Origin of the sequence: Paenibacillus sp. W2I17, from assembly GCF_030815985.1 — a bacterium.
Classification (GTDB): domain Bacteria; phylum Bacillota; class Bacilli; order Paenibacillales; family Paenibacillaceae; genus Paenibacillus.
The window spans coordinates 2308116-2332195 of the sequence record NZ_JAUSXM010000001.1; the positions used below are offsets into that span (position 1 = coordinate 2308116).

Below are 24080 nucleotides of genomic sequence, written 5' to 3' on the forward strand. Positions count from 1 at the left end.
GGTTGCGGCAACCTTTGCATAGCCTGTCCCCTAGAATGAAACTAGGACCCTCTCAGGTAACGGATAAATGAAAAGTAGGTGTAAATTTGAAACGATTCTTTCATATGTGTTGGAACAACGCTCGGAAAACAACCTGTATAACCTTGGGCTTGCTCAGTTGTCTTGCCCTATTCTCTTTTTGGTCGGTAGCCAATGCAGAAGAACAAGAAACGTCTTCACTAGCTCCCGCTGCTGTACAACGGTTTGCAGAGCAACAAGCTGTTGCACTTGGCTCAGTTGATACCAAAGCGCATTGGAAGAACGCCGACCTGGACTTCTACCCTCTGGGTCCGGGTACACATAGCTGGCTCGTTCAAGCTGAGTTTGAAGGCAAACCGATCGGATATATGATTATTACAGCCACAGAGCAGGGTCAGATGATGCTTAGTGAATATGGTCATGGAGAACAGTCACCATACAACAATGAACTTCTTGGACAAGCCTTGGATCGACAACATGTGAACCTTGAGGCATTACTCGCTGGCGGAGGAGAGCTTCATCTTGGTTATACTCTTCCCCTGCTGGCTTATTGGAAAGTGGAACAACCTAACCATCCTGCACTTTATATTGATGCTACGAACGGAGATGTACTACCGTCAGAGTTCCTGAACCTGCTGGAGGCTGATTCCAAACAGACCTCTGTCAGCATAACTGATTTATCCACAACGCCATCTTTATTAGTCGACCCACTTCATCTGCGACCCGTCTTCAATCCGGCTGACAATCTGTTGTGGATTACCTCCAAGCCTGTTGCTGCCGACCGGGCAAAAGATGTGATACAACACGGGGAGAATCAAGAGATTGTTTTCTCAGCGGGTGATCGTAACGTTGTATACGGCGGTCCTCTACCTGTTAGCGGTTATCAGCTGTGGCATACAGATCAGGTAGCAGAGTCTATTCTATATGTAGCGCTAGGTGGAAAATCATCCATTCAACGCTTTGTCCCTTTGAGCACATTGCAGCAAGATGGCCATTTTTACATCGTAAATCCTTGATCATCAGCAAATTCTTAAGACACAGTCAGATAACCTGTAAAACAACAAATAAGACGCCTTCCCATTATTAAGGGATTGCGTCTTTTGGTTTTACATTAGTGAAATAGGTAAGCGATTGTCACCCTTTGCCCGAAGAACTTCGTTTATGAGACTTTGTATCGAATTCTTTTTCCTTTTTCCCCACCCACAGGGATACAGCGAAAGGGATCATACCAAACCACTTCATCGCCCACGGCTCTTTCCTTTTGGTGCGACCTTTCCGCTCATCCTTCGGCGTATCAATATAATGAACAACACGCTGCGTAATGTATTTTACCAACTCATCACTTTTGGCCATAATTCTGCCTCCTTCGCTCCTTCACATTTGCGGAGCTTACGATAGTTCTATTGTGTGCAGGATGTGGACTGGTTAAACATTTTTTTATTGAAAGAAGTATGAAAACCCTCAGAATGCACAGTCTAATGCCAAAGGTATCCATCGAGTCATTAATCTGAAATTCGATACCTATTTCATAAAGGAGTGTGTATTCCCATGTATAAGCTGCTGACCGCTTCGGTAGCCTTGCTAATCAGCTTCCATTGCCTTCTCATGCTGCCCCATGTGGCTTATGGAAAAGCAGCCTATCTTGATATTGCCGTACCTCAAAGTTCAGATCATTCCACCCCGTCCCAGAACAGTCCATCCATGCTACCAGTGACCGATGGAGATGCTTATCGCTCAAGTCATCATGCCTTTGCAGCACCGGTTATCCTGCTCGATGTAGGCCATGGCGGTATTGACGGTGGTACGTCAGCCCAAGGTGTGTTGGAAAAAGATATCAACCTGGCCATTAGCCAAAAGGTCTATCTGCTGCTTCGCAGCAAAGGTTATGCCGTTATCATCAATCGACTTGGTGATTATGCACTTAGTGATGAGAACCGCTGGCTGAACAGCCGCTCCCGTCATACCAGAGATCTTGCCCAACGTAAAAGCCTTAGCGAAGAAGTAAGTACAGATATCGTGGTCAGCATTCATGCGAACTGGAGTCCCCGATCGAATGTACACGGCCCGGTGGTACTACACCAGAAAGAAGGCAGGAGTTATTTGCTGGCCCAATCCATTCAGGATGCCATGAACAAGTTGTACGGAACGGAGCACGGGGTCGTATGGGGCAAGCCCTTTTATATATTGAATTACGTGAAGCAACCTGCCGTCATCGTTGAAACCGGATTTTTGAGCAATGCGGCAGACCGAGCCAGAATGAATGACCCCGCTGAGCAAAAACGAATCGCCCAGTCCATTGCCAATGGCATTATTTATTACCTGTCGGTAGTGTAGGAGCAGAATGCCATTGCCACACATCTCGAACCAGATCACCGATTCCTACAAATTGAACCTGATTTTGCAGACGGGAGACGGATTCACGAATTACTGCGGATGTGTTCATTCCCGAATGACCGACATGACCAATGACAACACAGATATTCTTATCGATCGCACGCTGAGCAGCCAGATCCAGTTGTTTGCGAATGTGTTGCTTGGAGTTTTGATCATCCAGGAAAATGTCATTACCCACAGGTGGCATATTCTTGGATATGGCCAGTTCCCCCACCACGGAGCGAAAGTTCGTACGACTGTCTACAAAGAAGAGGCCCCGCTCCCTGCATACATCGAGCACAATTGACATGATGCGTTTGTCCGAAGTAATTTTGGAACCCATATGATTGTTCATTCCAATGGCGTGGGGCACATCATCAATTGCTTTCTCCACGCGTGAGCGGACTTCTTCATCTGTTAGACTGGATGTGATTGCACCCGGGCCCAGCCATTCAGGTCGTCCTTTCTTGGGTTCCATGGGCATATGCACAATCACATCCATCCCCTTTTCATGTGCAGCTATCGCATCTTTCTTCGTTGTTGGCAAAAAAGGCATGACCGCTACCGTTAGTTTAACTGGCATCGCCAGGATCTCTGCCGTACCCTTCATGTCATTACCAACATCATCGATGATAATCGCTAACCGTTTGTGATTCGATGGGGACTCTGAAGCTGTTGCTGTAGGCCCTCCTGCCGATGTGCCTGCGTAAAACACAATCAAAAATGCCATGATACCTGCAATGAATCGATAATTCTTTCTCTGTTCCTTCATCATGATTCCCTCCCCGTAACTTCTGTGATCTCATTGTTTGATAATGAAGGGAGGAATATGTAAGCCAAAGCCTTCCTTAATAACAATACCCCCCACCATTGGAGACCTCTATCTCAAGCGAAGATCTCCATCATTCCAATTTTCTCCTTTGCATTCAGACAAGAACTGTCATTGAACAGTTAGAAAATAGAGATTAATTAGAAAAAATACTGTAATTTGTCAGGTTTTCAGTTTAGGAATTATTTAGTAGAATCAACAAATGAAAGAGCTTATGTGCTGCATTTCATTCCTATGATTTATGGAAGGAGGTTTTGAAAGGGTTTACATAAAATAAATGCCAGACAATCCGCTATTCTTGTTTGTTATCCCTGGTCGCGGTTTCTCTATGTAACCATTTACCATTATCGAGGAGGATGAAAGTAGTGAAATTCAAACTAAAAAAGACGATTAATGTTCTTTTGGCCTGTTTAACAGCCCTGCCTTTGATGTTAACACCGACAAATGTGTCAGCAGCCAGCGATGCCAACATTAATTTGTCCTCGGAAAAACAGCTGATCAAGGGCTTTGGGGGCATTAACCTTCCTGCCTGGATTGGTGATCTGACTCCCGCTCAACGTGAAACTGCTTTTGGTAATGATCAGAATCAGTTAGGCTTCTCAATTCTCAGGATTTACGTCGATCCAGATTCTAATAACTGGTACCGTGAAGTTGCCACAGCCAAGCGGGCTATCGAAAAGGGTGCTATTGTATTTGCATCCCCATGGAATCCTCCAAGCAGCATGGTTGAAACGTTCAACCACAATGGTGACACAAATGCCAAACGTCTGAAATACGACAAATATGCCGCATATGCGCAACATCTGAACGACTTTGTAACCTACATGAAAAATAACGGCGTAGATCTGTATGCCATTTCTGTGCAAAATGAACCCGATTATGCTCATGACTGGACCTGGTGGACTCCACAAGAGATCCTTCGATTCATGAAAGAAAATGCCGGGTCCATTCAAGGTACCAAAGTCATGGCGCCTGAATCCTTCCAATACTTAAAGAACATATCCGACCCAATCCTGAATGATCCGCAGGCACTTGCCAACATGGACATTCTGGGAGCACATACGTATGGAACCCAGATTTCGAATTTTGCCTACCCTCTCTTTAAGCAAAAAGGAGCCGGTAAAGAACTGTGGATGACTGAGGTGTATGTTCCGAACAGTGACAACAACTCAGCAGACCGCTGGCCTGAAGCATTAGACGTTTCCTATCACATGCACAATGCCATGGTAGAAGGTGATTTCCAGGCCTACGTGTGGTGGTACATCCGCAGACAGTATGGTCCGATGAAAGAGGACGGTACCATAAGCAAACGCGGGTATAATATGGCTCATTTCTCTAAATTCGTGCGTCCAGGCTACCTGCGAGTCGATGCAACGAAAAATCCGGATACAAACACATTTGTCTCAGCCTATAAAGGTGATAACAAAGTCGTCGTCGTGGCGATTAACCGTGGAACTTCAGCCACAAGCCAAAAATTCGTTCTGCAGAATGGTAATGCCTCTACTGTGTCCTCATGGATTACGGACAGCAGTCGAAACCTGGCAAGCGGAACCCCGCTTACCGTATCCAATGGAGCCTTCACGGCACAGCTCCCGCCTCAGAGCGTAACAACGTTTGTTGCCAACGTTACTGGCGGAAATAGCGGCGGGAATACAGGCAGTGGCACTACGTATGAAGCCGAGACCGGAACGTCACTTACGGAAGCTGCCATTGAAACAATCTACCCCGGTTACACTGGCTCCGGGTATGTTAACTTCAATGCGATGACTGGTTCAGCCATTCAATGGAACGGCATTAATAACACGACAACAGGTACCAAAAACGTAAAGTTTCGTTATGCGCTGGAAAGCGGCACACGGAACCTCGACATTTTTGTGAACGGAACCAAAGTCATCAGCAACGAGCCCTTTCCGGCTACGGGAAGCTGGTCCACTTGGGTTGAAAAAACAATACAGGTCCCCATGAACACGGGGACCAATACATTGAAAGTGGTCACCACTGGATCGGAAGGACCAAATATTGACAGCGTTAATGTTACCGCAGCACAATAAACGTTCCGTATGGCTGATGGAAGACCATTTGCGGTAAGAGCAGCTAAGCACTAATCTCTTGGATACTAAATCTAGTGTTATATCAAAAAATGCAAAAAAAGACTCCTTAAGCGTTAGCTTAAGGAGCCTTTTCATTAGATGCGGTCGAGAGGACTCGAACCTCCACGGGGGTTAGCCCACACGGACCTGAACCGTGCGCGTCTGCCAATTCCGCCACGACCGCATATTGTATCTCCGTCATCAATATCGGCGACAAGAAATAATATATCATGCGGAATCTATCATGTCAACACTGAAAATAATAACAATAAAGCCCGAACCAGACGTCCATGTCGATTCGGGCTTTACCTTTAACTGCTGCTAATAGTTTGGTTTATTATAATGGAAGCATACTTCAAATTATAGCTTGGAAGGCCAGTTGCCATACCATGCGTAACCGCCTCTTCTTTCTTTATCAATATCACTTAATTTGTATTTTACTACCCCGTCACGACCAATAAAGATTGGTTTATCCGTTCCTATCTCATAGAAGCGTGCCCAAATTGGTGCAGCTTTGGAATCAGCGATAATTTTACTATCTCCATTAGCTCTTTCATATTTGTAACCCGTAATTTTCACCTTGTTAAACCAAGCCTCCGCTCCTTTAATGGATGCAGTAATTTTAGCGTTAGCAGGTCTGGTTTTCAGAAATTTAACAATCGTTACACTCTCTCCAGCTGTCAGCGATGGCACTTCGTAGATTCTTGCGCTCGCTGGTTTAAGGGAACTGGAATCATGTTGTTGTCCCCATGCTGTCAGCTTACCACCTGAAACGACTTGTGTATTTAGAATCGCCTCCACACCTTTGGCAACTGAATTTTTACTGCGGTTAGCAAGTGTGCTGTCGATAAACGAGAAATCACCTTTGCGTGCCGCTACTTCATCCAGCATGATCATTACATTAATCATGGCATCATCATTGTAAGTGATATGCTTGTGATATCCAGAGCTTTGGTAAACTTGTGGCCATCCGCCGTTTGAATACTGCATGTTGATCAAAAAGTTAATTCCTTTGATTGCAGCTGTGGAGTAACGCGGATCATTCGTCTTTTTAAATTCCTTCGCCAATCTTCTAATTTCTGAGTATGTAGCCTTGTTGTCAATCGTGGACTTCGCCCACTCTCCACTTGTCTGTTTATAATCTTTTCTCCAACCTCCATCCGGCAGCTGGTTCTTCAAAATATCAGAAATACTCGCTGTCGTACCCGATGCATCCGCAGCAGATACCGTCCCTACAGGAAGAACTGCCATTCCAACTGCTGAAAACACCATCGTACATGCCAGGACAAAAGTAATTATTTTCTTCGCTTTCAATTGTAACACTCTCCTATGCTCGTTTTTATAAATCTTCCACTTCTACTTTACCTATGATACGCGTCTATAAACCTCCTTTATTTGTATTTATCGCATAATAAAATCAATTTTAATCCAATATGTGGATTGGATAATCAGATAATATGCAAAAAATCGATTTTTGTCAATATATGCAACTTAATGAATATAATCTCTCCAATTCTACATAACGGGATAGTTCTTTTAACTCATGACAAACCTATTTATTTATCCAAATTCGTCTTAAACGAATCAATAATGACGTTTTTGTCATGAATGATACCCAAACTTGATCCCTTCTTTCATATAAAAACCTTAATTCCGCTAACATTGAGGTATTACGAAGGGTTTTAAATGGGTTTGACAATTACGCATTTATGCAATATAGTTTCAAATAGTTACAAAAACTTAATTATTCATTGCCGAGTTTCATGTTTGAAAACGGGGGAACCAATTTGGGTGAATTATTCTTATACATAGGAAATATAGGGAACCTTCTACCGAACCCTTAGCTAACTCCGTAGGCATCGAAGGGAGAACATTGATTTTGAAAAAACTGATTATCTCCATTTTTGGAGCAGCTGTATTATTTACATCCGGGGCAACAAGCACAGAGGCAAGCAGTATCAACTCCGTAGTGAACAACATGACAGGTATTCCTTACAAATGGGGTGGCACAACTGTAGCCGGCTTCGACTGTTCTGGTTTTATGAGATATCTTTTCAACAAATACAGTATTGAATTGCCACGTACTTCTCAGCAGCAAGCCAAAGCAGGTACTCCGGTATCCAAGAGCAATGTTCGGACAGGTGATCTGGTGTTCTTTAATACAACAGGCAAAGGCATTTCACATACAGGTGTATATATCGGCGGTGGACAATTCGCTCACGCCTCCAGCAGTAAAGGCGTAAGCATCACGAAGTTATCGAATCCATACTTCAATGACCGCTATGTAACAGCACGTCGGGTAACTGGACAGTTTATGTATGATAAAATGTTAGGTAAAATGTAATTCACATACAAAAAGGCATCGGTTATTAACCGGATGCCTTTTTTGTTTAACCATTTTTTGTCTTTAACTGCTTTCTTAAACAATGTAAAATGTTTTAGGAAATAAAAGGAGATGAGGAGAACAATTGAAAAAGTTAATGTTTGTTTTAAGTTTTGCTATTTTAGTAATAGGTAGTTTAGGATGCAGTAGTGAGAACGAAAAAGATTTTAGAGATGTTTCATGGGGTACCAAGATCGACAAAGTCATTTCAGCCGAAGAAAAGAACGGTAACTTGGGCTATGAAGAGGACGTACATAATGACCATGAGAAAAGTATCGAGTATTCCAATCTTGTAGTCTTGGGTAAGAAAGCAGATGCTAAATACGTATTCACTGATTTATTAGACAATGATGGCATTCTGGAAATGATGGAAGAAGGAAGTGAATTATCAGAGGAATTAAATAACCCCAATACCACAGAAACAAGGAAAGAAGAGATATACAAAATAATGGACCAGCGCCTTGAAGAAATGGAAAATGCAGCAGATGCATATCCATTAGATGACTTTTTAATGATTGAAGCAAGTTACGATTTCGGCACTTTGACTAATCAGGATTCTGATGAAATTTTGGAAGAACTTACGAATAAATATGGTAAACCAGAGCTTGAAAGCTACAATAACAGTTTTATATATAATTGGACCAGTGACCGATCAACGATTGAATATTGGACTAAATCATCATCGATTAAATATAAGGCACGCTATTCCATAATGGAAAAATTTGCGGACGTGGACAAATACAATAAAAAACTGAACAGTAAAACAAGTAAAGATGAACTTTAAAAAAACATGGTCATTACTCCTGTACTAAACAGAGTATGACCATGTTTTTTCATTAATGCAGCGCCTTCTGCACTCGCATCGCACCCTGAGACAGGGCATGTCCTCCTCCAACAGCTCCGGCCACCGCAACGGTCTCCATAATCTCCTGATCTGTTGCTCCCTTGGCACGGGCTTCTTCTACATGGTAGAAGGTACATACCTCATTGTTGGCGAATAATCCAATGCCGAGTGCAATTAGCTGTTTTGTCTTCGCATCAATCACGCCAGGTTGGAAGCATTCTCCGGTAAACTCATGATACGACTTAACCACACCTGGCAGCACATCGCTTAATGCTCCAATCTGATCCTTGTAGGCATGAACTTTATCATTCATCAATGTCATGGCTTGTAGCACACCCTCTCGGCTATAGTTACAGATCTTCCTCACTGTACCTATCTTCTCTCCCGAGTGAGTCAATTATGCCAAGAAATCATGGTAATTCCAAACATTTAACGCTCATGGCTCTGCCATAATTATAAGCTGTTACTCACTAAGTGGACTCTGGCGCGGCTCGCTGAACAGCTGATATCGGTAACCTCGATCCAGCTTAACGACACGTCGATTCTGACGACGGATAAGTACCTGCTCGCCATCCCAGGCAACAACAATCCCGGTTACATCGTTAGATTCCAGCTCGTCCCGTACTACTCTTACTTTCTCACCTGACAGACGCAGGGCGTCCAGTTCTGTATCACTGATCATCTTCATGGCTCCTATATTCCAAATTTATTTACAAAAAGAGACCTAAATGAAATGTCATTTAGGTCTCACGTGACTGTATTGGACTGTCATGTCATTCGAAATTATGTCCCGACTGAAAGTTACCGCTGCGCGTGCTCTTTGCTGTCGTTCTTCTCGAACCAAAAATCAAGCACTTTGGCGGACATCACACGTTCTTCAAGGTACTCCACTTGATGCGGTGTAAATTGTTCTTTCCAAGAGAAGGACAACTCTTCGCACAAGCCTACAATCGTCAGTAATTCTGACCAGGCAACATAGCGTTTGTACCAGAAAAATTGAGGATGTTCAATCATATAGGGATAAAGGTCATCGAATTCCGTATGTTTACAATCCAGGGCACGTTCAAAATGAACTTTCGATTCCGCCAGCTTATCATTAAAAAATTGTTCTGTTGCCGGTTGGTTCCCCATGGTGTTGCCTCCTCTCCCTAACATAACCCCATTATAAATGAAATCCGCGGTCATGCAAAGGCATAGTTCAAAAAATAGGCCCTATTCCTTTAAAATGTCACATTTCGTTATCGTCAAATTGTACCGTACCATCGTTCAGGGAACGAATGCGTACCAAGGCTTCCACCGGAATACCCTGTTCACGAATCGTGCGTGCCCCTGCCTGGAAACTTTTCTCGACCACAACGCCGAATCCGACGAGTTCCGCACCGGAACGCTCGATAATTTTGATGACGCCACGAGCGGCATCTCCATTGGCAATAATATCATCAATGAACAAAATGCGGTCATTCTCATGAATGAACTCGCGGGATACCATAATATCAGTTACAATTCCTTTGGTAAAGGACGGTACACGTTCACAGTATGCATCAGGATCAGCCAGAAGTGTTTTTTTGCGACGGGCGAATACAAGGGGCACCCCAAGTTCATAGGCTGCGGCAAACGCAACCGGAATCCCTGAGGATTCTACCGTGATTACCCGAGTTACTCCACTTTCACGAAAACGGGCAGCGAACTCACGTCCCATCTCCATCGTTAATGCAGGATCAATCTGGTGGTTCAACAGACCATCCAGCTTTAATACTTGATCCGAGATAACCACACCTTCTTGTAAAATTCGTTGTTTCAATAATTCCATGATTTGACCTCCCAAGCCTATCCTATGAGGTAAAAGTATCATATATCTATCTATAAGTTCAAGCGAAATTGCCTGGGCGCTTTCCTTGAGACGCAATTCAAGCCAAAGCTCATTATCGATTGTCATGACTTTCGTGGGTCAAGCATACCTTGTACCATGGTACCCGCATGTCCAAACTATACAGGGGCCTGAGAGGGGAAACACATGAAACAGGCATTTCGGGTGCTGCAGATCGCATTTACATACATCGGAACGGTTGTCGGAGCCGGCTTCGCTACAGGGCAGGAAATTTTGCAGTTTTTTACCCAGTATGGCAAATGGGCCACCATCACCATAGGCTTATCCACCATGCTCTTTGTCTGGTTAGGTACCAAAATGATGCTGATCGCTCACGATACCGGGTCCCGCTCTTATGAGGATCTGAACAAACATTTATTCGGCCACAAGGCGGGCAAATGGATCACTTGGGTGACCCTTCTCATTCTCATTGGCGTGAACAGTGTCATGCTTGCCGGAGCAGGTTCCGTTTTTGTCGAACATCTGGGTTTGCATTATCAGACAGGTCTGATCGTCACACTTGTAGGGTCATATCTGCTTCTGGGTCGAGGCATTCAGGCCATTCTACAAATGAATAGCATCGTCGTGCCCATGATGCTCCTGTTATCTCTGCTCATGATCACCAGTACCATCCATCATCCAGGTGCTTCCCGATTCATCACACTGACGACAGATTCAAACCCTATTCAAGTGTGGCTGTCTCCACTGTTGTATACTTCATTCAATCTGGTGTTGGCTCAAGCTGTTCTTGTGCCTGTAGGTAACCAGATTCGTAGTCGGAATGTGCTGAAGTGGGGTGGAGTATTGGGTGGAATTGGCGTAGGTTTCATGCTGATGGCAGCTCATTTTGCCATGTCAGCCCAGATGCCCGGCATCATTCAATTCGAAATCCCGATGGGCAGCATTGCCTTTCAACTTGGATGGGCAGTGCAATCTGTATATGTATCCCTTATTTTCATGGAAATATTCAGTACCTTTGTAGCCGATATCTATGGAATGACCTTGCAACTCAGGCAACATATACGTGTTCATCCCCGTTTCATTACATTAACCATTATGCTGTTGTGTTACTCACTCAGTCAGTTTGGATTCAGTTCCCTGCTGTCCATCCTTTACCCTATCTTCGGAAGTATGGCACTGTTTTGGGCTGCCAAATTGGTACTGAACCGCTGGGGCGCCTTTCGTAGACGCAACAATATATAAACCTCACGGTCCATGTACTTCATGAATATGAGCATCCGTTTACCTCAAAACCACAAGTCACCGCGGGTACTCTTTCCTTAAACATGACAAAAAGCCGCTGTTTATCACAGCGGCTCGCACTTTTTGCTCTACATTTTAGGCTTTGCCAGGAAACTGCAAATACATCTTTTTTAACTCATTGACCGATCTGCCGAGTGAGTAATGTGTCTTGGCTTTTTCACACGCTGAACGGGCAAGTTCATAACGATAAGCCGGGTCCAGCATCACCTTTTCAAGCGCTTCAGCCAATGCAGAAGGATCTTCTGCAGGTACAAGCAACCCATTGCTACCGTTCTCGATCTGTTCAGGTATACCCCCTACATCTGTACCCACAAGGGCAAGACAACTCAGCGCCGCTTCAGCGAAGACGGAACCAAATGCTTCTGCCCGTGAAGGAAGTACAAAAATATCAAAGAATGGCATGAATTCCTCAGGGTGCAGTGTATAACCATAGAAAATGGTCTCATTATAGATCCCCAACCGCTGCGCCAATTCTTCCAGATCAGGACGAATCGGTCCATCTCCAATAATATGTAACACATAATCATGACCTCGGCCCTTCAGTTCCGCACAAGCTTTGAAAAGAATATCCAACCCCTTCGCCGGAACAAGCCGACATACCGTGACCAGTTGTGGTATCGCATTATCATGAGGAATCGGCTTAAACCGCTTCTCATCAAATCCATTGGGAATCACACCGATGACATCAGGTTCCTTCACGTAGGGAGCCAGATAACGACGGAACGAATCCGACACTGTCAAGAGACGCTCTGCCTGGTGTTCCAGCTCACCATATATCGCAAGCAGGAATCGATGCTCGGGACCATCCGTTTCAATGCGTCCATTAAGGATTAATTCTCGTTCATAACTGGAGTGAATCGTCTGAATGAGGGGTGTATCCGGGAAAACCGTTTTCATCGCAAGTCCAGCAATTGGGTGGTGGGCATGGATCAGATCATAGGGCTTCTGAATACGCAGTTTGGTCCACCAAAGATAATCACGATAAGTTTGAATATATTTTTGGACAACAGGACTATCCTGATATTCCGTCCAGTCAAACGTTTCGAACTGAACTTCCTCTCTGCCCTTGTTGCGAATTCGCTTTGGCAACGAGAATAGATCCATTTCCCACCTCGGGGTTGTAAATCTCTCTTGCATATACGGAATCATAGAGGATACACCTCCGGGCTGCTCCGGAGGAAAGAAAAGCGCCTGCAGCAATTTCACCGTTAGTTTCCCCCTTTCTAACTTACGTACTGCTCTACTATCCATTATGACATAGGGAAGCCGGAACATCTATATTACGATAACTCGTATATACAACATATTCATGAAACGTTCCCCTCAGAAGCAAAAGCTTTAATTCAGCAGTCCATCGCTTGCAGTTGTCGTCAACATATTCATTGGATAACCAGAATTTCAGCTCCGTAGCTCCACGGGCTTCTCATATGTACTGTAACCATCGGTCTCTCCCAAAAAAGTATACCCGTTCCGCGCGTAAAAGGCGTTCAACGTAGCATTGCTCGCTCCGCAATCTAACCGAACAGTATGTTTGCCTTCAAAATGTATGCCGCTGCTGGACCATTGCAAAATGGACCGTCCGAGACCGCTCTGAGCATATTTTCTTCGAATCGCTAGCCGATGCAGATAAATTGCACCATCCTCGGCATGAGCTTTTGAACCCCAAAGATGAATATCCCAAGGGCTTGGCTGAACCATAAGGATGACCATCCCCGCTACATCCGCTCCTTTTTTAAATACAAACACATCCCCACGCCGAATCGCCCCTGCCGTATCATGTGAATCTTCACCTTTAAGCAAAGCGTTCCATTGGGAAGAACCTTGGCTCTGTAACCATTCGGCTGTCTCCACCAGCAGCGACATCACATCCTCCGTATCTTCCGGCTTCGCCTGAACCGCTTGAAAACCATCGTTAATATATTCGCTACTGATCCTGAATGAGTGCATCATTGTTCTCCTCCGCTTCCTGATCTCTGTTAAACTAATGGTACTATACCGGGAAATGATTTTTTCGTCAAAATGAGAATAAAAAAAGGTAAAAGGCGGTTGCCCTTTACCCATCTATTCTGGCTTCATCGATAATCTGATTTCGATACAACATCGTCAGGTGCAGGGTATCAAACTCCATCTCCTTGTCCAACTCCTGCACCAACACTTCGACTAGACTCTTTCGCTGAATGCTGGTACCAGGAACCTCGTAATCAATGTATCCCGTCAGATCGGATTGAGAAGTGTCTATTGTTGCAGTTCCCACAGGCAATCCACCTCGTTCCTGAAGAAACAACTCGTATACCCGGAACTCCCGATCCTTACGCTTCAGCATGACATAACATGTTTCTTCAGCAGCTTCCAGCTCATCCAGATCCGATTCATCGGTATCCTCAAAATCCTCGGAGAAATCGCGATGTACCCACTCTAGCGTCTCGAGTTCGTTGCCCTGATGCCACATGCGGATCGTAATCGTATCGATGATATCTTCATCCAGCTCTCTGACAAGCAACTCTGCCGCAGCTTCCAATTGATTCTCTTCCGGCTCGTCATACCAGTGTATTTCACCTTGTACATCAGCGCCATATTGTTTTAATGAAGCTTCTGCAAGTTCCTGCCCTTCGACATCATTGAATATATACGTCGATATGCTGCGTCCCGCGCTTACCATTTCCATCTCCAGAACCTGATCCCGATCTTCATATGTAAACGATTCGGCTTGTGAAACAGGAATTACCTTACTTCCACTGCTGTCTATATCGTCATAACCGCCTTCGTCATGATTCATTTCTTCAGACGGCCACACGGTCTCTGACTCAGGCTTATGCAGAACCGAATGTAATGAGCCACAACTAACCAGCACTTCATAATATGCAGCTTCCAACGCGTCTGCAAGAGATCGGACATAGGCATGCACTTTTTCCACAATACGTTCCTCTGTACCATCTGGCAGAGACTCCTGCTCGATCTGAAGACTACCGGATAAACGATCTCCTTCTCTGTACACAAGGAAAAGTGAGCCTCCATATTGTCCATTGACCATCACGTCCTGTACTTCTCCACCTGATGTCCGCAGGTCTGCAACCAATTCCACATCATATTTCATCACATGTCCTCCTTCATTCCTAACGTTATTCTCTTAGGATGCCCCTGAGGACGGTAGATTATGAGGGAAGCGTACATTTTAAGTATAAGATGTAGGGTTAGACGGATAACACATATTTTTGGATTGCGTGTGCCACACCTTGCTCGTTATTGGAAAGTGTAACCTCGTCCGCAGCAGCTTTCACCTCGTCCGGTGAGTTATCCATGGCAATGCCTTTGCCCGCAAAGGTCAGCATCGTAATATCATTGAAGTAGTTGCCAATCGCCATGATCTCCGAGGGCATGATTCCCTTCGATTCGGCAAGCCTTTTAAGCGCAGCGCCTTTGGACGCTTCGGGATGCATCAGATCAATAAAAAAGTCACCACTCCGTGTCATATAATAAGGCAGATTCCAAGTTGACCATTCCTGAAGTACTGCATCCATCTGTTCAATCGGACCAAATGCAGTGAATTTCGCCAGCGGTTCTGTCATGTCAACCCACTTGGGTAACTTCAGTGGCTCTGCCATAAAGTTGTAATACATCTCACGCACCTGCAACCCCAAACCTTCCGGTTGATCCACATACAGACCAAATGCCGTATTGATGTCAAAATGTACTCCATTGGTTCGACAATAGGATATGATTGGCTCCAGTCCTTGTCCATCTAATGCAAAATGATGGACCACCTCACGGGTATCGACTTGCGCGGTAACGGCGCCATTATGCGTAATCACATATCCATCCAGTCCCATCTGCTCCATAAAGGGAATCGTGTTGGCAGGACCTCTACCTGAACACAGCACAATCTCTGCTCCCTGACGGGAAGCTTGAATCAAGGTCTCCTGAGTCCATTCGGTAAGTTCATGATGATCATTCAGCAGTGTTCCATCTACATCAAGTGCAATTAATTTATAAGTCATTCTGGCTTCATCCTCATCTGTTAGTAGTCGCACCCACCCAAACCCTCCCTTCCGAGGGAGGGCCCCAGAGGGCTCTGCCCTCTGGACTCCCGTCTTGCTCACCGGTGTTAGGTCGGGTCTTGCTATGTCACGGTTGTCGTAGGAATGCTTGTTGCCGGGCACACCGCTGGTCAGCGGCGGTCCCGCCCAAACTTAACCGGGACCATTACGGGCAGGGCTTCGCTTTCTGCCCGGCTCCCTGCTTCACTTCGTGAAGCAGGGAGCTTTTTCGCCTGCGGCGTTAGTATCGAGGCTTCGCTTCCCTCCACAACTCCCTGCTTCACTTCGTGAAGAACGGGAGCTTTCTCGCCTGCGGCGGTTAGTATCGGGGCTTCGCTTCCCTCCACAACTCCCTGCTTCACTTCGTGAAGAACAGGAGCTTTCTCGCCTGCGGCGGTTAGTATCGGGGCTTCGCTTCCCTCCACGACTCCCTGCTCCGCTTCGCGAAGGTCGGGAGCTTTTACTTCCGCAGAAGGCTCAACTCATCTGCGGTTAGTTCACGATAGCTTCCGATAGCAAGATCGGAAGCTAGTTCCAGCTCACCCATGGCTACGCGTTTCAGATAGACCACACGCTTGCCTACCGCCTGAAACATACGTTTTACCTGATGAAACTTCCCTTCGTGAATAATAAGCGAGATCGACGAGATCGTGCCTTCTTCCGTTTCTTCCTGACCAAGTATAGTCAGTTCGGCAGGCAGCGTCTCGTACCCGTCATCCAATTGAACGCCCGCTTTAAAACGTTGCACATCCGCTTCATCCACGTTTCCCAGAACACGGGCTTCGTAGGTTTTGGGCACATGCTTGCGTGGAGATAACAGATCATGGGCAAGTGGACCGTCATTCGTAAGAATGAGCAGCCCCTCCGTATCCTTATCCAGTCGTCCCACAGGAAAAGGATTGAACACCCGATCCTCTTTGCGCAGCAGATCCAGTACCGTCTTATCTCTGTTATCCTCGGTAGCAGACACGACACCCGGAGGTTTATGCAGCATCAGATAGATCATCTCCCGATACGCAATTCGCTGCCCATCGGCTTCAATGACGTTGACCTCGGGGTTCACCTGTACACCGCTGTCTTTCACCGCTTTGCCGTCCACATGGATTCTGCCTTGTTTCACCATCTTTTTGAGTTCACTCCGTGTTCCCACACCCATATGACTCAATATCTTATCTAAACGAAGCGTTTGTTTGCCTTTTCCACTCATACCGATGTCCACCTCCAGCCTGCCGGATATTCATTCTTCAGTACACCATCCAGCCATTTTCCCCAGCCAGCGGCATAACCATCTACACATACAAGAACGTACCCTTTGGCAAACGTATCCGCCTTGAGCACCACCCGTTCTTCTTCAATATTTAACGTTTCACCCTTGAGGTATCTCACGGCTTCGCCATCAGCGGATGACAGATTTACGCTACGCCGTGCTTCAGATGCATTCAAAGCACACGCAAGCGGGTGGGACGGAATAAATCGTCCATTCTTAATCGTGCCCATAAACCAGCCTGGACGAATGACTTTCAGTCCCTCCAACCGAGCTGCACCAACCGAGGATTGATACACCCGATCTCCGTAACATACCGTTTCTCCAGTTAACTCAATCTCCAATTGTTCTTTCATAAACTGAGTGTAGATCGCAACCGGATCAATACTTGCCGGATCAGCTCCGCGTCCCGATTTACGTCCACCGTGATCTTTACCTTTTTTGCTCTGTCTACCCGGATTCTTGCCGCCACCAGCCTGTCTGTCATGGGACTCTCGGGATTCGATTCGCAACAAACGTTCCTTTTTACGATCAGCCTTGGTCATAGCAATTGAAGAAGCAGCAATAGAGTGATCCTTGTTCCCCTCTACTTCAATCCTGGACACATCCACGACCTGTCCATACTCCATTGCTCCTTCTTTAACTACTCCAGGTTGATCTGTTTCTAATTCTTGCCCTGCACGATGCTGCATTACAGCGACATAATGTCCCTCTCCTTCCAAAAGGTGAGGCCACAATCTTGCGGTACCACGCGTTTGATCCAACACAGCTTCCGTCTCTTCTGCCTTCTCCGGCATCATCTGACGTACCCATTCCGGACGTCCTGGAGCGAACCCTGTCTCTTCAGGAATGTCCATTACTACGAAATCACGGTTTACATTCAGGAACTCCGCAATCATCGCTTCGTTTTCCTCCGGCGCAAAGGTACATGTCGAATATACTATGGTTCCTCCCGGGGCCAGCAATCGTGCAGCAGTCTCCAAGATATCCCGCTGCATGAGCACACATTTTTCCACCGAATGATGTTCCCACGATTTCACCATGTCTTCATCCTTGCGGAACATGCCTTCACCTGAGCAAGGCGCATCAATTAATACTTTGTCAAAATAATGAGGAAATGCATTTGCGATCCGCTCTGGCGACTCATTCAAAACAACCGCGTTACGTACCCCGTACAATTCCACGTTTTTGGCCAGCGCTTTGGTGCGTTCAGCATGGATATCGTTCGTCACAAGTACACCCTTGCCTTGCAGCTTTGCAGCAATCTGTGTTGTTTTCCCTCCCGGAGCAGCACACAGATCAAGCACGCGATCTCCAGGCTCCACCTGCAATAATTCAACTGGAGCCATTGCACTTGGTTCCTGTATATAATACAGGCCTGCATGATAATAAGGGTGCAGCCCCGGTTTAACACCATGAGGTACATAGAATCCTGTCTCACACCACGGAATAGATCTTAGATCAAACGGAGCAATCTCATCGAATTGTTCCATCGATATTTTTAGCGTATTCACTCTCAGCCCCGCATGGGGAGACTGATCATAAGATTTCATGAATTGTTCAAACTCATCGCCCAGCAAACTTTTCATTCGCTCAGCAAATATCAAAGGTAACTTTACACCCATATTCCCACTCATCCTGTCTTGGTAAGATTGCAACATCGTTTTATTTTATCATATCCAAGCTTTGCTTTCCTATCATATCGTATCTATTCCACTACAGCGTGTAATGTAGTATAATGGCAAGTAGATTGATTCCTGAGCAAAAATTCGGGTGTTTATGCATATTATCCCAACCTTTATTTTTGCCCAAACTATATTTCGATATGATCGATGGGGGATGTCCAATGAAATCCAAGAAGAAAAAGAAAAGCGCTGCGATCCTTATATTCCTGGGTATTTTAATCATTATGATTGCAGCACTGGTTGTCGTAGACCAGCAATCCAAGAAACAGATGGATTCAGTGGAAAATGCTTATGGCATCGCTGCATCCAAGCTTAATCCAGCTACACGGGAGCTACTTAGTGATCCCAACTATCAACAAATTATTGTTCCCACTGATCTCAAAGCCAAAATCGATAACAAAGACAGCTTTTTTGTTTATTTCTTTGCTTCCGACTGCTCGCACTGCCGTGCCACAACACCTCAGTTGATGCCACTGGTTGACAGTGAAGGTATTGAGCTTCCACAGTTCAATCTGCGTGAATTCGAAGCAGGATGGACCGATTACAATATCGAGTTCACACCTACACTCGTCTATTATGAGGCTGGTGTCGAGAAAGACCGTATGGTTGGCGGACTGAAAGAGAATGGCAGTGACCAAGGCTACACGCTGGATGATTACAAACAATTTTTCCAAAAATATAAAGGCAGTGCCGCTCCTTCGGCAAGCTAAATGATAGATCCGTTTCCACAAGTATCTACAATCAGGCACTTGTATCACCGACACTGTTCTGTTGAAGGACAAGCTGTGCGACCTGCAATCATCTGAATATGACGCAACATTCAAAAACACCCCGATCTTTCCCTTTACAGGAATCGTCGGGGTGTTTCATAACCATGGAACTTCATATCCATGGGATGCTCATTTGAATGCTAACGCTGATAACGGCTTAACTTCTACCCTGATCCATCGCCTTCATCTTCTCTTCGTATATTCGCCCTCTGGTAGGACTCCGGCGCTGCGGAATATTAGGTTTTAGCTCAAGCGATCTTCTAGATATCTCCTGTTCTAAGACCTCATCAACAATACATATGGACAAATCCCTGTAAGTCACAGACTGAATATCTGATTGGGACAGTTCCTTCACGATTTCCTGTACATCCCGTACCAAAGTCCCAAGGTCAATGCCCAGAATCGTAGCAGGATAAGGTTCCAGAAGATCAAGTGAGCTCTGTAACATCATCGTTCCTCCGCGGAGATTGCCATTCCTGAAGTGGTATAAACCAACCGCAATTTGCAACAACCCTTTATAGAGAGAATCCCGGTTCCGTTCAAGCCACAATTCTTCCAGCACCTCATGGCACTCGAAATAATCCTGATCCCGATTGAAGTAGATTAAGTAGTCAATGTACAGTGGCTCATAGATGCTCATCCGGGTTTTCGCCCTTTCTGGCGTTGTTCAGAAGTTTTTTCACGTCATCCAGCAAGTCTTTGAGCCCTTCCATATCATGCCGTTCCCAGTAATCGTTAAATCGCTTCTGTGCTTCAATTGCTTCACTGACAAGGTGGTAGAAGTATAATTGATGAATGATATTCAATGTTCTTGACACGATATTGGAATCATCCTCAAATGCCTTCTGCGCCTCCAAAATCTGTAGACGAATTGCAGACATCTCGTTGTCCAGTATAAACGCGGCCTCAGCCGTTTTTTTCAGCCTGGTTCTCATCTCATCAGGTAACCCTTCGCGAAACTTGTAACTCAGCGAATGTTCAATGGTAGCCCAGAAGTTCATGGCAAGTGTCCGGATCTGTATCTCGGCCAAAACTTTCTTTTGTCCCAGAGCCGTCTGAACGGGATACTCAATAATCATATGGAAGCTGCGATAGCCGCTCTCTTTGAAATTCGTAATGTAATCTTTCTCAATGAGTACCGTGAGATCCTTACGACCTCGAATATACTCGGCAACCCGGCGGATATCATCCACGAACTGGCACATAATGCGGATACCTGCAATATCCTCAATGCCTGTTTCCACGTCATCAAGCGACACATTCAGTCGTCTGGATTTCTCCAGAATACTGGATATTTTTTTGACACGACCGGTAACGAATTCAATCGGGGCATACTCTTCCCGTTTCTTCAGTTCCGCTCGCATTGTCTTAAACTTGACTTTCAATTCCTCTACCGCTTGTTCATAAGGAAGTAAAAATGTACCCCAGTCTCTACCGTCCATGCTTATGCCTCCTGTCTCTATAGCGTCCCCTGTTCTATTCCATTATACATGATGTTTGGTGGGGGGAAGAGTCCCGAACCATTTTACGCTCTTCCCATGCTTCTATATTTTCATTCCGGGGATTCACATTCCTTCTTAACGATGTTCCGCACCAACCGCTTCGGAGATATGACGATAACCGTCTTTGCGCAGCAACTCACGCAGTCCGGCATGAATGCGCCGATTCACCTCAGGCCCTTCATAGATCAATGCTGTATATATTTCGACCAAGCTTGCTCCGGCTTTAATTTTCTCGTATGCATCCTCACTTGTGAAAATGCCACCTGAACCGATGATCGGAAGTTTTCCCTCAGTCTGGCGATAGATCTGGCGAATAATCTCCGTTGAACGGTCACGTAGAGGTTTACCGCTCAGACCGCCAGTCTCTTTTGCATGTTGATGGGAAAGTCCTGTACGACTGATGGTTGTGTTCGTTGCAATAATGCCAGCAACACCGCTGTCTGCAATTGTGCGAACCATATATTCAAGTTCCTGATCATTCACATCCGGTGCAATCTTCACCAGAACAGATTTGGTCGCTCCGCCCGCTCGTGCATGCTGCACGTTCATCTCGTTCATAACCGCAGCGAGCAGTTCCTTCAATTCATTCCCATGTTGCAGATTACGCAAATCCGGTGTATTTGGTGAACTGATATTAACCACGAACAGATCAGCATAATCGTATAGTGCCTGAATGCACTTCGAATAGTCCAGGTGAGCTTCCTCATTAGACGTTGCCTTATTTTTGCCGATGTTAACAGCCACTGGAATACGCCGATCCTGTAGACGTGCCAATTCACCTGCCATGGCTTCCGCACCAAGATTGTTGAAGCCCATTCGGTTCACCAACGCCTCATCTGGAGGCAAACGGAACAGCCGTGGTTGATCGTTACCTGGTTGTGCAAGTGGTGTCACGGTTCCCACTTCCATGAATCCAAATCCGATGGAAGAAAAGCCCGTTACGGCCTGCCCGTTTTTGTCCAGACCCGCAGCCAGACCAACAGGTGTAGGGAAATGACACCCAAACATGTCAACAGCCAGATCAGATGTTTCACGAACGCCGTACATCACACGCAGTCCGGAAGGAACCGGACGGATGCTACCCACGCCACTAAGGCCGCCAATAATCAGATGATGGGCCTGTTCAGGGTCCATTTTGAACAACAAAGGTTTAGCAAGACTTCTGTATAACAAATCACTCACTCCGTTCTGGTCCGGTACGCCAAAAAGCCGTTGTCCGTCTTTTCATATGTAAAAAAACACTCTACACACAAGTCTATCTGTTTCTTATTAAAAAGGAAAGTAGTTTGCGCATAGACAGCACAAATCGAATAATACAAAATGCTCACAAGAAATCCACCCGCCCACTGGAAATGACGAGTTGAATTCTTTACAATGAGAGCATGGTTACTCTACACCAGTTCTATTCCAAATAAGGAGGAATAACTCATGGCTCCCAAACGTAAACCACCTGCATTACAGCAAAAGAAAGAAGAAGTGAATCGCAAAGCCATTGCATGGACTGCAGCCAGTGTAGGCGGCTTGATCATCATCATTGGTGCTCTTATCATTATTGCCAACATGTAGATGATTCAGGCTGAATCCATCTGATTCTACATATCCAACAGATCAATTCAGCCAGTGATACGTTTTGTTCGGATTATTTTGCTTTGGAACAAGTGTATGCTGATAACGCTGCTTTGCTTCTGGAACAAGCGTCAGATCTGGCAGTACATCTTCTCCAATGCGTACCGGGGTGCCTTGCGGAGCAAGAGCGAATAACTCTTCTACATCTCCTGTACGCATTCTCACACATCCAAGGGACTCATCCAGTCCGATACTGTTTGGCTCGTTGGTCCCATGGATGGCATAATTCGTATTCGAGAGTTGCATACCTCTGCTTCCGAACTCCCCGTTCGAGCGTCCATTCGGATTGACCACTTTATCTGTAATGACAAATGAACCCTCCGGTGTTCGATCACCGCCAAGTCCCACATCATACATACGAACAATGGTATCCCCACTGATTAATGCAAGTTTATGTTTATTCTTATCAATGACAATCTCCAGCGGTTCCTGCAAAAAAGGCTGACCTCCCAGCGTATCTGCAAAAGCGGCATTGTTGCCTTGAGACGAATTCGAAGTCGTTGATCCATTCTCTTTACCACTCGAATCGTTCTTTCCTTCCTGTGCCTTTCCTTGATGCAAAGCTAACAGCTTCGGAAACATCTCGGTCATCCCTGGCGCAGTCTCTCCCAGAATATTGTTCGGAAATGGCTGAGCCATTTGCGTTACACTCTTGGGCCAAGCGTCATTTTTTTTGCGATAGGCAACGATTGCACTTGATAATGATGCAGCAGCTTCCTGCTTGGCGGTCCACGCCAAGGCCATCTTTTTGATTTTCGGCGTAATTTCAGGAGGTTCACAGTTACATTGCTTGGCATCATAACTCTGTGCAGTTAATTTCCCGCTTGTATTGGTTTGTACTATGTATTTCACAGGCATATTTCGCTTCCATAAAGACCAATCATCCGAGGTTTGCATACCAAGTACAGCAGAGGTCTCTACTTTTGGGCCAGACCCGGACCAGGCAGCTGCGAGCGCAGCCTCGCCATGGTTGCCTCCACCAAATGCCGCAGCAGTGAACACATTACTTGGTGGAATGGATGCAGTCCCAGCCTGTTGATCCGCTCCTACAGGGTCAGGGATCTCATCCGTGGATTCCAGTGCTGCTGACAGTGCGTCGGCCGCTTCACGACTGAAACCCGGAGCGTCCGCAGGTGGCAGACCTGCCAGCACAAGCAGCATGAGCAACGTAAGCCACATTTTGCGTCTACGTTGTTTTTTCTCTTTTTGCTCAGACATCTCCACCAGTTTCTCCTGATAGTCTACCCAGATGTCAGCAGGAGCTTTACTGCGTTCAAATGCCTCGTAAACCTCGCCCGCTTGCTGAAAGCAATAATTGGCTTTGGCCTCCTGTCCTTCGCCCAAATACTCCTTTCCAAGCAAGTACCAAGCCATTTTATTGTCGGGATGTTTCTTGACATATGTTCTTAGATGAGTATTTTGCATCCGATCCTCCACTATTTCGCCTTTTTCCGTATATCATTATATATCGGCATAACCAAGCGTTGAATCCATAGGACTTGAGTACTCGGTGGAAAAAAGGCGGTTCGACA

Annotated in this window: 25 protein-coding genes, 1 tRNA gene and 1 riboswitch; of the genes, 8 read left to right on the plus strand and 18 right to left on the minus strand. The window is 45.7% G+C overall.

Going from position 1 to position 24080, the window contains the following annotated elements:
* The first annotated feature begins 86 nt into the window (after positions 1-86).
* The gene (locus QF041_RS10015; protein WP_307413863.1) at positions 87-1034 is read left to right on the plus strand and encodes a hypothetical protein; all 948 of its coding nucleotides are present in this window, start codon (positions 87-89) and stop codon (positions 1032-1034) included.
* A 118-nt stretch (positions 1035-1152) separates the two neighbouring features.
* On the opposite strand, the gene QF041_RS10020 is transcribed toward QF041_RS10015, so the two are convergent.
* Positions 1153-1371, minus strand: a complete 219-nt coding sequence (locus QF041_RS10020; protein WP_221823397.1) for a YqzE family protein — start codon at positions 1369-1371, stop codon at positions 1153-1155.
* 195 nt (positions 1372-1566) lie between these two features.
* Here QF041_RS10020 and QF041_RS10025 point away from each other — a divergent pair, with 195 nt between their 5' ends.
* Positions 1567-2352, plus strand: coding sequence for an N-acetylmuramoyl-L-alanine amidase family protein (locus QF041_RS10025; protein WP_307413865.1), 786 nt, complete (start codon positions 1567-1569; stop codon positions 2350-2352).
* Here the strand turns inward: QF041_RS10025 and QF041_RS10030 are convergent.
* Positions 2327-3169, minus strand: coding sequence for a divergent polysaccharide deacetylase family protein (locus QF041_RS10030; RefSeq protein ID WP_373461385.1), 843 nt, complete (start codon positions 3167-3169; stop codon positions 2327-2329). The genes QF041_RS10025 and QF041_RS10030 overlap by 26 nt on opposite strands.
* Before the next feature lie 407 nt (positions 3170-3576).
* Here QF041_RS10030 and xynC point away from each other — a divergent pair, with 407 nt between their 5' ends.
* Positions 3577-5271, plus strand: coding sequence for a glucuronoarabinoxylan endo-1,4-beta-xylanase XynC (xynC, locus tag QF041_RS10035; RefSeq protein WP_373461327.1), 1695 nt, complete (start codon positions 3577-3579; stop codon positions 5269-5271).
* Between the two features lie 139 nt (positions 5272-5410).
* Here the strand turns inward: xynC and QF041_RS10040 are convergent.
* Together QF041_RS10040 and pelA are read right to left on the minus strand one after the other, a co-directional pair.
* Positions 5411-5494: transfer RNA gene (locus QF041_RS10040), tRNA-Leu, on the minus strand.
* A 176-nt stretch (positions 5495-5670) separates the two neighbouring features.
* Positions 5671-6624, minus strand: a complete 954-nt coding sequence (pelA, locus tag QF041_RS10045; RefSeq protein WP_200868499.1) for a pectate lyase — start codon at positions 6622-6624, stop codon at positions 5671-5673.
* Between the two features lie 428 nt (positions 6625-7052).
* Positions 7053-7184: riboswitch (cyclic di-AMP (ydaO/yuaA leader) on the plus strand.
* Positions 7185-7189: 5 nt separating this feature from the next.
* Here pelA and QF041_RS10050 point away from each other — a divergent pair.
* Positions 7190-7654, plus strand: a complete 465-nt coding sequence (locus tag QF041_RS10050; protein WP_036609611.1) for a C40 family peptidase — start codon at positions 7190-7192, stop codon at positions 7652-7654.
* 124 nt (positions 7655-7778) lie between these two features.
* Positions 7779-8477: a hypothetical protein gene (locus QF041_RS10055; protein WP_307413869.1), complete on the plus strand. Its 699-nt coding sequence runs from the start codon at positions 7779-7781 to the stop codon at positions 8475-8477.
* Positions 8478-8529: 52 nt separating this feature from the next.
* Here QF041_RS10055 and QF041_RS10060 read toward each other — a convergent pair whose 3' ends face one another.
* From QF041_RS10060 to QF041_RS10075, 4 genes are all read right to left on the minus strand, one after another.
* Entirely contained in the window at positions 8530-8859 is a 330-nt protein-coding gene (locus QF041_RS10060; RefSeq protein ID WP_017689352.1) for a carboxymuconolactone decarboxylase family protein, read from the minus strand.
* Between the two features lie 141 nt (positions 8860-9000).
* Entirely contained in the window at positions 9001-9219 is a 219-nt protein-coding gene (locus QF041_RS10065) for a hypothetical protein (RefSeq protein WP_307413871.1), read from the minus strand.
* A 119-nt stretch (positions 9220-9338) separates the two neighbouring features.
* Positions 9339-9668, minus strand: coding sequence for a hypothetical protein (locus tag QF041_RS10070; RefSeq protein WP_036609615.1), 330 nt, complete (start codon positions 9666-9668; stop codon positions 9339-9341).
* A gap of 97 nt (positions 9669-9765) precedes the next feature.
* Positions 9766-10347: a xanthine phosphoribosyltransferase gene (locus tag QF041_RS10075; protein ID WP_036609617.1), complete on the minus strand. Its 582-nt coding sequence runs from the start codon at positions 10345-10347 to the stop codon at positions 9766-9768.
* A 204-nt stretch (positions 10348-10551) separates the two neighbouring features.
* Between QF041_RS10075 and QF041_RS10080 the strand changes: the two genes are divergently transcribed.
* A complete protein-coding gene (locus QF041_RS10080) occupies positions 10552-11607 on the plus strand; it encodes a YkvI family membrane protein (RefSeq protein ID WP_307413872.1) in 1056 nt (351 codons plus the stop codon).
* A gap of 135 nt (positions 11608-11742) precedes the next feature.
* Here the strand turns inward: QF041_RS10080 and QF041_RS10085 are convergent, their stop codons facing one another.
* From QF041_RS10085 to QF041_RS10110, 6 genes are all read right to left on the minus strand, one after another.
* Entirely contained in the window at positions 11743-12873 is a 1131-nt protein-coding gene (locus QF041_RS10085) for a glycosyltransferase family 4 protein (protein WP_076209009.1), read from the minus strand.
* Between the two features lie 192 nt (positions 12874-13065).
* A complete protein-coding gene (locus tag QF041_RS10090; RefSeq protein WP_307416942.1) occupies positions 13066-13614 on the minus strand; it encodes a GNAT family N-acetyltransferase in 549 nt (182 codons plus the stop codon).
* 106 nt (positions 13615-13720) lie between these two features.
* A complete protein-coding gene (locus QF041_RS10095) occupies positions 13721-14761 on the minus strand; it encodes a hypothetical protein (protein WP_307413874.1) in 1041 nt (346 codons plus the stop codon).
* A gap of 97 nt (positions 14762-14858) precedes the next feature.
* A complete protein-coding gene (locus QF041_RS10100; protein ID WP_036670159.1) occupies positions 14859-15662 on the minus strand; it encodes a Cof-type HAD-IIB family hydrolase in 804 nt (267 codons plus the stop codon).
* A gap of 499 nt (positions 15663-16161) precedes the next feature.
* A complete protein-coding gene (locus QF041_RS10105) occupies positions 16162-16908 on the minus strand; it encodes a pseudouridine synthase (RefSeq protein ID WP_307413875.1) in 747 nt (248 codons plus the stop codon).
* Positions 16905-18590: an RsmB/NOP family class I SAM-dependent RNA methyltransferase gene (locus tag QF041_RS10110; protein ID WP_307413877.1), complete on the minus strand. Its 1686-nt coding sequence runs from the start codon at positions 18588-18590 to the stop codon at positions 16905-16907. Before QF041_RS10110 ends, QF041_RS10105 begins: the two co-directional genes overlap by 4 nt.
* A gap of 221 nt (positions 18591-18811) precedes the next feature.
* Between QF041_RS10110 and QF041_RS10115 the strand changes: the two genes are divergently transcribed.
* A complete protein-coding gene (locus QF041_RS10115; RefSeq protein WP_036609632.1) occupies positions 18812-19360 on the plus strand; it encodes a thioredoxin family protein in 549 nt (182 codons plus the stop codon).
* Between the two features lie 217 nt (positions 19361-19577).
* On the opposite strand, the gene QF041_RS10120 is transcribed toward QF041_RS10115, so the two are convergent.
* The 3 genes from QF041_RS10120 to QF041_RS10130 form a co-directional block, all read right to left on the minus strand.
* On the minus strand, positions 19578-20060 hold the full coding sequence (locus QF041_RS10120) for a DUF309 domain-containing protein (protein ID WP_307413878.1): 483 nt from the start codon (positions 20058-20060) through the stop codon (positions 19578-19580).
* On the minus strand, positions 20047-20862 hold the full coding sequence (gene yjbM / locus QF041_RS10125) for a GTP diphosphokinase (protein ID WP_036609636.1): 816 nt from the start codon (positions 20860-20862) through the stop codon (positions 20047-20049). Before yjbM ends, QF041_RS10120 begins: the two co-directional genes overlap by 14 nt.
* Before the next feature lie 135 nt (positions 20863-20997).
* Positions 20998-22095, minus strand: coding sequence for a quinone-dependent dihydroorotate dehydrogenase (locus QF041_RS10130; RefSeq protein ID WP_017689366.1), 1098 nt, complete (start codon positions 22093-22095; stop codon positions 20998-21000).
* A 255-nt stretch (positions 22096-22350) separates the two neighbouring features.
* Between QF041_RS10130 and QF041_RS10135 the strand changes: the two genes are divergently transcribed.
* Entirely contained in the window at positions 22351-22488 is a 138-nt protein-coding gene (locus tag QF041_RS10135; protein WP_017689367.1) for a hypothetical protein, read from the plus strand.
* Positions 22489-22530: 42 nt separating this feature from the next.
* Here QF041_RS10135 and QF041_RS10140 read toward each other — a convergent pair whose 3' ends face one another.
* Positions 22531-23973: a L,D-transpeptidase family protein gene (locus QF041_RS10140; RefSeq protein ID WP_307413879.1), complete on the minus strand. Its 1443-nt coding sequence runs from the start codon at positions 23971-23973 to the stop codon at positions 22531-22533.
* Positions 23974-24080 lie beyond the last annotated feature (107 nt).

What these genes read in the sequence shown, in the direction of transcription:
- QF041_RS10020 (WP_221823397.1), bottom strand. Translation starts at nt 1,371, where the DNA reads ATGGCCAAAAGTGATGAGTTGGTAAAATACATTACGCAGCGTGTTGTT.
- QF041_RS10025 (WP_307413865.1), top strand. Translation starts at nt 1,567, where the DNA reads ATGTATAAGCTGCTGACCGCTTCGGTAGCCTTGCTAATCAGCTTCCAT.
- xynC (WP_373461327.1), top strand. Translation starts at nt 3,577, where the DNA reads ATGAAAGTAGTGAAATTCAAACTAAAAAAGACGATTAATGTTCTTTTG.
- QF041_RS10060 (WP_017689352.1), bottom strand. Translation starts at nt 8,859, where the DNA reads ATGACATTGATGAATGATAAAGTTCATGCCTACAAGGATCAGATTGGA.
- QF041_RS10065 (WP_307413871.1), bottom strand. Translation starts at nt 9,219, where the DNA reads ATGATCAGTGATACAGAACTGGACGCCCTGCGTCTGTCAGGTGAGAAA.
- QF041_RS10070 (WP_036609615.1), bottom strand. Translation starts at nt 9,668, where the DNA reads ATGGGGAACCAACCGGCAACAGAACAATTTTTTAATGATAAGCTGGCG.
- QF041_RS10075 (WP_036609617.1), bottom strand. Translation starts at nt 10,347, where the DNA reads ATGGAATTATTGAAACAACGAATTTTACAAGAAGGTGTGGTTATCTCG.
- QF041_RS10080 (WP_307413872.1), top strand. Translation starts at nt 10,552, where the DNA reads ATGAAACAGGCATTTCGGGTGCTGCAGATCGCATTTACATACATCGGA.
- QF041_RS10090 (WP_307416942.1), bottom strand. Translation starts at nt 13,614, where the DNA reads ATGCACTCATTCAGGATCAGTAGCGAATATATTAACGATGGTTTTCAA.
- QF041_RS10095 (WP_307413874.1), bottom strand. Translation starts at nt 14,761, where the DNA reads ATGAAATATGATGTGGAATTGGTTGCAGACCTGCGGACATCAGGTGGA.
- QF041_RS10100 (WP_036670159.1), bottom strand. Translation starts at nt 15,662, where the DNA reads ATGACTTATAAATTAATTGCACTTGATGTAGATGGAACACTGCTGAAT.
- QF041_RS10105 (WP_307413875.1), bottom strand. Translation starts at nt 16,908, where the DNA reads ATGAGTGGAAAAGGCAAACAAACGCTTCGTTTAGATAAGATATTGAGT.
- QF041_RS10110 (WP_307413877.1), bottom strand. Translation starts at nt 18,590, where the DNA reads ATGGGTGTAAAGTTACCTTTGATATTTGCTGAGCGAATGAAAAGTTTG.
- QF041_RS10115 (WP_036609632.1), top strand. Translation starts at nt 18,812, where the DNA reads ATGAAATCCAAGAAGAAAAAGAAAAGCGCTGCGATCCTTATATTCCTG.
- QF041_RS10120 (WP_307413878.1), bottom strand. Translation starts at nt 20,060, where the DNA reads ATGAGCATCTATGAGCCACTGTACATTGACTACTTAATCTACTTCAAT.
- yjbM (WP_036609636.1), bottom strand. Translation starts at nt 20,862, where the DNA reads ATGGACGGTAGAGACTGGGGTACATTTTTACTTCCTTATGAACAAGCG.
- QF041_RS10135 (WP_017689367.1), top strand. Translation starts at nt 22,351, where the DNA reads ATGGCTCCCAAACGTAAACCACCTGCATTACAGCAAAAGAAAGAAGAA.
- QF041_RS10140 (WP_307413879.1), bottom strand. Translation starts at nt 23,973, where the DNA reads ATGCAAAATACTCATCTAAGAACATATGTCAAGAAACATCCCGACAAT.